This is a genomic window from Flavonifractor plautii ATCC 29863, assembly GCF_000239295.1.
GTDB lineage: Bacteria > Bacillota > Clostridia > Oscillospirales > Oscillospiraceae > Flavonifractor > Flavonifractor plautii.
The window spans coordinates 1-8,208 of record NZ_JH417843.1; the positions used below are offsets into that span (position 1 = coordinate 1).

The following is an 8,208-nucleotide window of genomic DNA, read 5'->3' on the forward strand; positions in this document are numbered from 1 at the left end:
GGCGTACCAGGCGTCGGCGGGCACGTCGGTGAAGCGGACCGCGGCGGACACCTCCTGGTCCAGCAGGAGGTTGTAGAACATCTGCGCGGCCTGGGCGCGGGTCATGTGGTCGTCGGGGCCGAAGAGGCCGGTTCCGTAGCCATTGAGGTAGGCCATATGGTCGGTGGTGTTGAGCCAGCGGTCCACGCCCGTATCCGGGGCCTTCTCCACGGCGCGGAACTCCGCCTCAATGGTGTGGTTCTTACGCACGGTTTCAAAGGTGTAACAGCTGACCGCGCCCACACTTTCGCCGTCCACCAGCACGTCGGCAATCTCATACCCGGCATCGGGGGTGATGCGGAAGGTCTTGTCGCTGCCGCGGCTCACCCGCACCCTGCCGTCCGGGCTGATCCCGCCGCCATGGCCCGCGCTGGCCTCAATGGTGTACCGGGCCGTGCCGGTGCTGCCGCCGGAGCCGGAATCCTTTGCATACTGCGCCGTAAAGGTCATGTCCCCGGTGACCGTCAGATCCAGCACTTCATTGCTGGTGCGGGTTATACCATCCGTTCCCAGCCAGCCGGTAAAGCTGTATCCGCTGTCCGCAGCAACGCTCGGTACAGGATAACCGCTCTTACGCATCGTGGACCCGTCTTTTACTGCAAAGTTGGAAGTCCCCTCCAGCGTACCATGCTCACCAGTCTGGAAGAGAACTGCATGGCGCTCTACCTGAGTTACCTCCACTTGGAGTGTATAGCTCCTGCTCACGGTTGCCTCCGTGTCGGAGTCCGAACCGAAATCAATAAAATTGTGATGGGACTTGTAGAAAAGCTCCGGGGTACCTCCGTTTTCCACCAGGTAACCATAGATTTCGACCATGTAGTAGTGTCCATCGGTCCTGGCATGCTCCTGGCCGTCGATAGGAATGACCGCATTTCCCGTCTTGACACGATTTAGAATTCCGTTTTCAGCGGAGCTGGAAAACAATTCAGGTTCCGCCCTGCTTCTGGGGCCGTTGACACCGCTTTCCTCTCCGGATTCATCCCACCAGCAGTATTGGAAATACACATAGGTATCCTCTGTGCCCTGCTGCTCTTTCAGCAGTGGGTGTGAAACCTGTACCCCTACGGTATGCGGGCCCGCCGCATCCAAATCTATGCTTAATGTGTGGAAATCCGCTTGAACAGTACCGTCCGCAACAGGTTGAATTGTCGGGTTCTGTATGACATAGTCTATTTCTACCATTGGATTATCTGAAGTAATATTTATTTTTCCGCTGTCTGTCAATTTTTTGTCGTCCACTGTCCAAAATGTATTATAGCCAGGCTTGGACACCTGTTCTCCTGCGGGCTGCGGAAGCAGATAGTCCTGGTTGACGGCCCAAAATCCTGCTGCCTCATCATACTCATACTGAATGGACTGATAGTTTAGTTTATCCTGCTTGATGACACCCTCTTTGGCATTCTGAAAGGTGAGCGTCACCGGATAGGACAATGCACGTTTTACCGCCCCTGTAAAGCTCCGGCCCACTGTATAGTCCACATAGCTTTTCCTATTTAAAAACACCACCAACAGGTCATCGTTTCCGGTTTTAAATGCAGATGTATCATATCCGGTTAATCGTGGATCCCATCCGTCTCCTTCCTTTTGAATGATGATCTGGGAAATCCGTTTGCTGTAAAACGCCTCACTTCCGATTGTCTCTACACTAGCAGGAATAATTACCTTTGCATCCACATCGGAAGCAAAACAGTTCTTAAATGTCTGCCTTCCAATATAGGTAAGGCCCTCCGGCAGTTCAAAAACCGCATTCTGGTTACTACTACCGGCCACGCGGATATACCGAAGTCCTTCGCACCCGTTAAATACAGAACCGGCAGAGGATGATCTGCTTCCTAATTCTTTCAACGTTTTTGGTAGAACAACTCCTGTCAGATTGGAGCAGCCGGAAAAGGCGCTTTTTTTAATTACTGAGACATTTGTCGCTGATAAATCAAGTATCCCTGTCAGTTGGCTGTTCCCCTGCAAAGCCTGCTCACCAATTGTTTCAAGTCCAGTTGCATCATCAAAACTAAGAGCTGCAACACTGAAACTCCCCAACCCATCCATATATGTGACTGCATTATGTAATTTTTTATCGCTTGTATAAGAATCCTTGAGCCCATCGTTATTAATTTCCGTCACGCCTGAGGGGATAGAGATAGCCAAATAGATCTTTCCCTTATCAGGATTAACGTTTGCAAACCATGTTTTATCGATTCCATATAAGGTTCCGCCCGAAATAGCAAGCCCTTCTTCCGGCACTGCGATTGGCGCCCCTGCCGTGCTTCCATCTACCACTGATTCTCCTGACTCAACAGAAATTGCAGTTATCGGAATATAAGAAATAATCATAATTAAGCATATCAATATCTTTAGTAACCTGCTTCTCATAAATAAATCTGCCTCCCATCTTCTGATTTGGAATTGTGTACCTTTTCAAAGCAGCAGATTGTAAGGATTACCTTTCCATAAAGTGATTGATATTGCTCCTTTTCTATGCTATACTTCAATTTATAGAACAAAGGCAGGGTGTTTGAAAAGGTACACTTTTTCAAATTGATGTCCGTTCTTCGGCAGCGTTTTGGATAGATCCCTGCCTTCTCTGCGCAAAAAAGAGGTGCAGCGCTCCTTCGGGAGCGCTGCACCTCTTTTGACCTCATTTTCATTTTCGCCGGGCAGGAGGCGGGACCAGGGGCTCGTCGTGCTCGATGGTGTCATCGAAGTAGTCGCGGTCCTGGAGCCCCGGCCGGTGGTGGCGGATGGCCTCGCTGATGATGGGATAGAGAACGATGGCCAGCAGGCCGCCGGAGAAGCCGTTGTTATACAGGTTAATGCCCTCCACCGGGGTTCCGGCGTGGAGCACCACGGAGGAGTGGAGGAACCCCGCCACGATGCCGAAGGGCCAGCCGAAATAGCCCGAGATAGGGGCCAGAGTGGTTCCGAACAGGAGGGCGAGCTGCACGGAACTCTGGTTGATATCGAAGTGCATAAAAACGCCGCCGATGACCACGCCCAGCATGATGGGGGTGATGTTGCGGGCGTGCTTACCGAAGGCGGAGAAGCCCATGATGGTGAGAATGCCGCCCAGGGTTGGGCCGTTGAGATCGCCGCCGGTGGCGAGGATGAAGGCCATGCCGATGAGTCCGTTGACCCCCATGTTGATGAGCACCGGGGCGGGCCCAAACATGCGAAGGTAATCGCTGGGAGCCCGGCCGGTAGTGCGCAGCAGGCGGCGGTACCCCGCCCAGGCGGCCCACGCCGGGCGGCCGCTGAAAAAAAAGCCTGCCACAGTCAGCCCCAGGCAGAGCACCCCAAGGAAGATAGCAAAGTGCAGGTTATAGCCCTCCGCCCAGTGGTGGGCCACGGTGGGATTGGCTCCCATGGAGCTCATAACGGGTACCAGGATCATGGCCAGCAGGCCGCAGGCAAAGCCCATGTTGTAGAGGTTCATGCCGTTCTGGATTTTGTATGTATAGGCGGAGAGGGGCGGCAGCACAAAGCCGATGAGCAGTCCCACGGCGATACCCCACCACAGGTTGCCGAAGCCGTTGTCCAGCGCCACATAACTCACCACCGGGGCCAGGGCTGTGGCCAGCAGGGACACGGAGACATACTTGCCGAACGGTTCCCGCCGCGCCTTGGCGTACAGGAAGGTCCCGGCGATGATGGGCCAGATGTTGACAATGTTCTTGCCGAACAGGGAAAAGCCAGCCATCAGGCCCAGCTCCACCAGTGTGAAGCCGTTGGGCGGCTCCTTGCTCAGGTAGAGCAGCAGCAGGCTCACCAGCGTCACCAGGGCGGAGTTGACCAGGGCCGCGCTTACACCCGCAATTTTCACGTAGTCGGTGATCAGCGCGTCCTCCGTAACGATGATCTTCCACAGTCCTGGCAGCACAGTGGACGGATCGCCCAGCACCAGTCCGATGGCAGCCAGGAAGACGCAAAAGCAGATGACGGCGGGGTAGAGCTTTTTATAACGCATGGGGCTCCCTCTCTTTCCTCATCCTCAGTCTCAGGGGCTCAGGGCTGCGTGGAAAAATAGGTCCGGGTCTGCTCCGCGTTGCGCATGACCTCGTCCTTTAATGCCTCCAGGCTGGGGAACTTCCGCTCCCCCCGCAGACGCTTGTAGAACTCCATTCGGACCGTCTGGCCGTAGAGATCTCCCTGAAAATCTAGGATGAACCCCTCTACAGTCACCCGGTCTCCGTCGTCTACCGTGGGCCGCACTCCGATATTGGTCACCGCCGGGCGGCTCTCGCCGTTTTCAAAGGTCACCCGCGTTGCGTACACCCCGTGAGCGGGCACCAGCACCCCCGGCTGAAAACGCAGGTTCACCGTGGGGAACCCCAAAGTCCCCCCCAGCTTCTTGCCGTGGGCCACCGTGTCGGTCAGGGTGTGGGGGTGGCCCAGGAACTGGTTGGCCCGCTCCATCTCCCCCTGGGCCACCAGGGTACGGATATAGGTGGAGGAGATGGTGATATGGTCCTGTACCACCTTGGGGATAATGTCGCAGCCGATGCCCAGCTCTCCGCAGAGGGCCTGGAGCCGCTCCGGGTTGCCCTCCCCCTTGTAGCCGAAGTGGAAATCATGGCCTGCCACCAGGTGCACCGCCCCATGCTCCCCCGCCAGATAATCGGTGACGAATTCCCGCCAGGGCATGTGCATCATCCGCTCGTCAAAGTGGGCCACAATGACCTCTCGGATACCGTAGAACCGCCGCATTAGCTCCGCCCGGTCCAGGGGAGAGCTGAGCAGGGGGACCGCAGGGGTTTTTAAAATCAGGTTCTCCGGGTGGGTGTCAAAGGTGACCGCCGCAGGAACGGCCCCCAGCTCTGCGGCCTTCTCCCCCACCCGGCGCAGCAGGGCCCCATGGCCCAGATGGACGCCGTCAAAAAAGCCCAAGGCGATCACACGTTTCTCTGTCTGCATACCGCTACACCTCGAAAAAGCTCTTGATAGTGCTCATCATCCCCCCGGCGCACCGGCCCAGCAACAGGAATTCCCCGCCGGGGCCGTACACCCGCCAGTCGCCGTCGGCCGCGGAGCAGGGAAACGGGTTGCCGTTCTTCGCCTTGCGCAGGGCCGTCCCTTCCACCGTCACCGCCGGATAACGGAAGAAATAGGCGTCCACCGGCCGGAGCAGGGCCGCCGGGTCAGGTGCGTCCAGCAACGCCTCCAGCGGCACCGCTTCCGCCAGGGAAAACCCGGCGGCCTCGGTGCGGCGCAGGGCGGACATGCACCCGCCGCAGCCCAGGGCGGCCCCGATGTCGTGGCAGAGGGTACGCACATAGGTCCCCTTGGAGCAGCGCACCCGCAGGGTATAGCAGTTCGGCCCGGTCTGCTCCACCACCTCCAGGGCGTGGATGGTGACGGGCCGGGGGGCCCGCTCCACCTCCTTCCCCGCCCGGGCCAGCTCATAGAGCTTCTTACCGTCCCGCTTGAGGGCGGAGTACATGGGCGGAATCTGGGTGATCTCCCCCCGGAAGGCGGCCAGCGCCCCCTCCAGGGCCGCCCGGTCCGCCTCCACGGGGCGCTCCTCCACCACCTGGCCGGTGGTATCCTGGGTATTGGTGACTACGCCGAGTTTTAACCCAGCGATGTATTCCTTTTCGGATTCGGATGCAAACTCCACCGCCCGCGTCGCCCGCCCCACAAAGACAGGCAGCACGCCGGTGGCCATGGGGTCCAGCGTCCCGGCGTGTCCCACCCGCCTCTCATGGAGGACGCCCCTGATTTTGGCGCACACGTCCATACTGGTCCACTCTTGGGGCTTATCAATTACGATGATTCCATTTGCCATAAAAGTGGCCTCCCGTGCGCCAAATTTCGGCACTTTTGTGCCGTCCGAGCGTTTTCGCAATCGCGAAAACCTCGCCGCAGGCGGAATTTACTGCGCAGCCGTCAGCAGCTCCGCTGCTGTACGGATGCGGCGTACCCCTTGCGGGTGCTTCCGCCGAGGATGATTTAAAACAGGGTTCCCGCAGATGCCTGCATCTGTGGGATGCACACGTCCATGCTGGTCCACTCCTGGGTCTTATCAATCACGATGATTCCATTTGCCATAAAAGTGGCCTCCTGTGCGCCAAATTTCGGCGTCTTTTCTGGTTCGTAGGGCGGGCAGCAGGCCGACACGCAGGTCGGCCCCTACAGGCAGGCCGCGTCCTCTATGCCCCTGCCTCCACCTGCCGGATGGCGTCCAGGATGGCCGCCTCCGCCTCGGCCAGGGTGCCGGAGACGGTGCAGCCCGCGGCGGCCGCGTGGCCGCCACCCCCCAGCCGGGCGCACACCTTTGTGGCGTTGAGCCCGCCGCTGGTGCGGACGGACAGCTTGCAGCCCCCCTCCGCCAGCTCCCGGATGGTGACGGAGGTCTCCACCCCCTCAATCTGTCCCAGGAAGGCGGCGATATCCTCCATATCCTCCTCAGTTGCGCCCGCCTCGTCCATGAGGGACAGGGACACGGGGGCCACAGCGATTTTCCCGTCCTTATAGCGGTGCATCCGCTCGGTGAGCAGCCGCTCCACCTGAAGCCGCGCCCAGCTCTTGGTGCGGAAGTGGCGCTTATTGAGAGAGAACACGTCCATGCCGGTTTCCATCAGGGCGGCGGCCACCCGGTGGGTGTCCGCCGTGGTGTTGCTGTACTGAAAGCAGCCGGTATCGGTGGACACGGCTACATAGAGGGGCACCGCCATGGCGGGGGTGATGGGGCCGAGTTCCCGGAGGATGTCGTAGATCAGCTCGCCGCAGGCGGCCCGACCGGCGTCCAGGCAGGTCTGCGCCGCAAAAAACGCCTGGGAAGGGTGGTGGTCGATGGCCAGATCAACCCCCCGCGCCAGCCAGGGTTCTCCAGCCCGGGTGAACAGGCTGCGGGCGGCGATGTCCACGCTCACCACCGTATCCGGAACATAGCCCTCCGGGGCCAGGCGGCCCTCCAGATAGGGGGTGAACAGGTGGGTCTCCTCCGCGTGGGGACAGATCCACGCCGTCCTGCCCAGGGCCCGCAGCCCCTCGCACAGGGCGGCGGCGCAGCCAATGGTGTCCCCGTCGGGGCGCTTGTGAGTCAGAATCAGATAGTTGTCATGCTGCCGCAGAAAGGCGGCGCTCTCCTTCACCGTCATGGCGCTCACTCCTCGCCGTCCAGCTCGATGTGGGCGTTGGCCGGGTTGGCGGGCTTGACCACCTCCGGGTTGCGGAGCATGCTCAGGATGTGGGCTCCGGTGTCAATGGAGTCGTCCTCCACAAACTGAAGCTCCGGGGTGTACCGCAGCGAAAGGGCCCGGCCCAGCTCCCGCCGCAGGTAGCCCCCGGCGGACTTCAGGCCCTTGACGACCTCCTTCACGTCGCTCTTGTCCAGCACGCTGACGTAAATCTTCGCGTAGCGGAGGTCCGGGGTAGTGTCCACCGCCGTGACGGACACCAGGCCGTGCACCCGAGGGTCTTTCACGGTGCGGATAAGGGCGGCCAGCTCCCGCTGGATCTCCTCGTTGATGCGTCCGATGCGATTGCTCGGCATAATATACTCCTTTCCAGAGGGCTGCGCCCCCGGTCAAATACGAATGGTCAGGCAGGTCTGGAAGTTCTCCTCCAGTTGCTTCAGGGTGTCCAGCTCCACATCCCCCAGGGCGCCGGAAAAGCGCCTCGGCCGCGCGGGGCCGTCCCCCACCCACAGGTTCCACAGTTCCACGGTCTCTCCGGGGCGCAGATGCTTTGCTAGATAGGCCCTCAGCTCCGCCGCGTCCTCCTGGGTGGCCCGCAGATCCAGCTCGTACCGGCAGGGCTTCATGGTCAGGCACAGATCCTCCACCGCTTCCCGGTAGTATGTGTGCTCCCCCACAGAAAATCCGCTCGCCTCAATACGGACCGTGTACCCGCCATGGGAGCTGGTCTCGACCCGGCGGACACCGGACTCGTACAGGGGCAGGGGGCGGTCGGCACACAGCAGGGTGACGGCGCTCATAAAAATCCTCCCGATAAAGACGCACAGACCCGCCCCCTCCTCAAATGACTTGGGGACGGAACGGGTCTGATTTGGTTTTTTACCGGCTTGGGGCGCGGCGGGCCGATATGGGCATCGGCCCCTACGAATTTCTCGGGTGAGGCCAGACATGCGGCACGATAGCCCGGCAGCATACCGCACGCCCCTGCTGACCACCCCATATCGTAGGGGCGGCCTTTATGGCCGCCCACGGGCGA

General features: G+C 59.8%; 7 protein-coding genes. All 7 read right to left on the reverse strand.

Annotated elements, in window-relative coordinates:
• A partial coding sequence (locus HMPREF0372_RS19890; RefSeq protein ID WP_155117050.1) for a leucine-rich repeat domain-containing protein occupies positions 1-2,409 on the reverse strand: 2,409 nt, incomplete at its 3' end.
• Positions 2,410-2,680: 271 nt separating this feature from the next.
• On the reverse strand, positions 2,681-4,000 hold the full coding sequence (locus HMPREF0372_RS16675; RefSeq protein ID WP_007495058.1) for a DUF1576 domain-containing protein: 1,320 nt from the start codon (positions 3,998-4,000) through the stop codon (positions 2,681-2,683).
• A 38-nt stretch (positions 4,001-4,038) separates the two neighbouring features.
• Positions 4,039-4,947: a riboflavin biosynthesis protein RibF gene (ribF, locus tag HMPREF0372_RS16680; RefSeq protein WP_007495060.1), complete on the reverse strand. Its 909-nt coding sequence runs from the start codon at positions 4,945-4,947 to the stop codon at positions 4,039-4,041.
• Between the two features lie 4 nt (positions 4,948-4,951).
• A complete protein-coding gene (gene truB, locus HMPREF0372_RS16685) occupies positions 4,952-5,818 on the reverse strand; it encodes a tRNA pseudouridine(55) synthase TruB (RefSeq protein WP_007495062.1) in 867 nt (288 codons plus the stop codon).
• A gap of 364 nt (positions 5,819-6,182) precedes the next feature.
• A complete protein-coding gene (locus tag HMPREF0372_RS16690; protein WP_007495064.1) occupies positions 6,183-7,133 on the reverse strand; it encodes a DHH family phosphoesterase in 951 nt (316 codons plus the stop codon).
• A 5-nt stretch (positions 7,134-7,138) separates the two neighbouring features.
• On the reverse strand, positions 7,139-7,528 hold the full coding sequence (rbfA, locus tag HMPREF0372_RS16695) for a 30S ribosome-binding factor RbfA (RefSeq protein WP_007495066.1): 390 nt from the start codon (positions 7,526-7,528) through the stop codon (positions 7,139-7,141).
• A 33-nt stretch (positions 7,529-7,561) separates the two neighbouring features.
• Positions 7,562-7,972: a hypothetical protein gene (locus tag HMPREF0372_RS16700; RefSeq protein WP_007495068.1), complete on the reverse strand. Its 411-nt coding sequence runs from the start codon at positions 7,970-7,972 to the stop codon at positions 7,562-7,564.
• Positions 7,973-8,208 lie beyond the last annotated feature (236 nt).

Excerpts from the sequence above, each read along its gene's own strand:
- ribF (WP_007495060.1), bottom strand. The coding sequence starts at position 4,947 with ATGCAGACAGAGAAACGTGTGATCGCCTTGGGCTTTTTTGACGGCGTC.
- HMPREF0372_RS16690 (WP_007495064.1), bottom strand. The coding sequence starts at position 7,133 with ATGACGGTGAAGGAGAGCGCCGCCTTTCTGCGGCAGCATGACAACTAT.
- HMPREF0372_RS16675 (WP_007495058.1), bottom strand. The coding sequence starts at position 4,000 with ATGCGTTATAAAAAGCTCTACCCCGCCGTCATCTGCTTTTGCGTCTTC.
- rbfA (WP_007495066.1), bottom strand. The coding sequence starts at position 7,528 with ATGCCGAGCAATCGCATCGGACGCATCAACGAGGAGATCCAGCGGGAG.
- truB (WP_007495062.1), bottom strand. The coding sequence starts at position 5,818 with ATGGCAAATGGAATCATCGTAATTGATAAGCCCCAAGAGTGGACCAGT.
- HMPREF0372_RS16700 (WP_007495068.1), bottom strand. The coding sequence starts at position 7,972 with ATGAGCGCCGTCACCCTGCTGTGTGCCGACCGCCCCCTGCCCCTGTAC.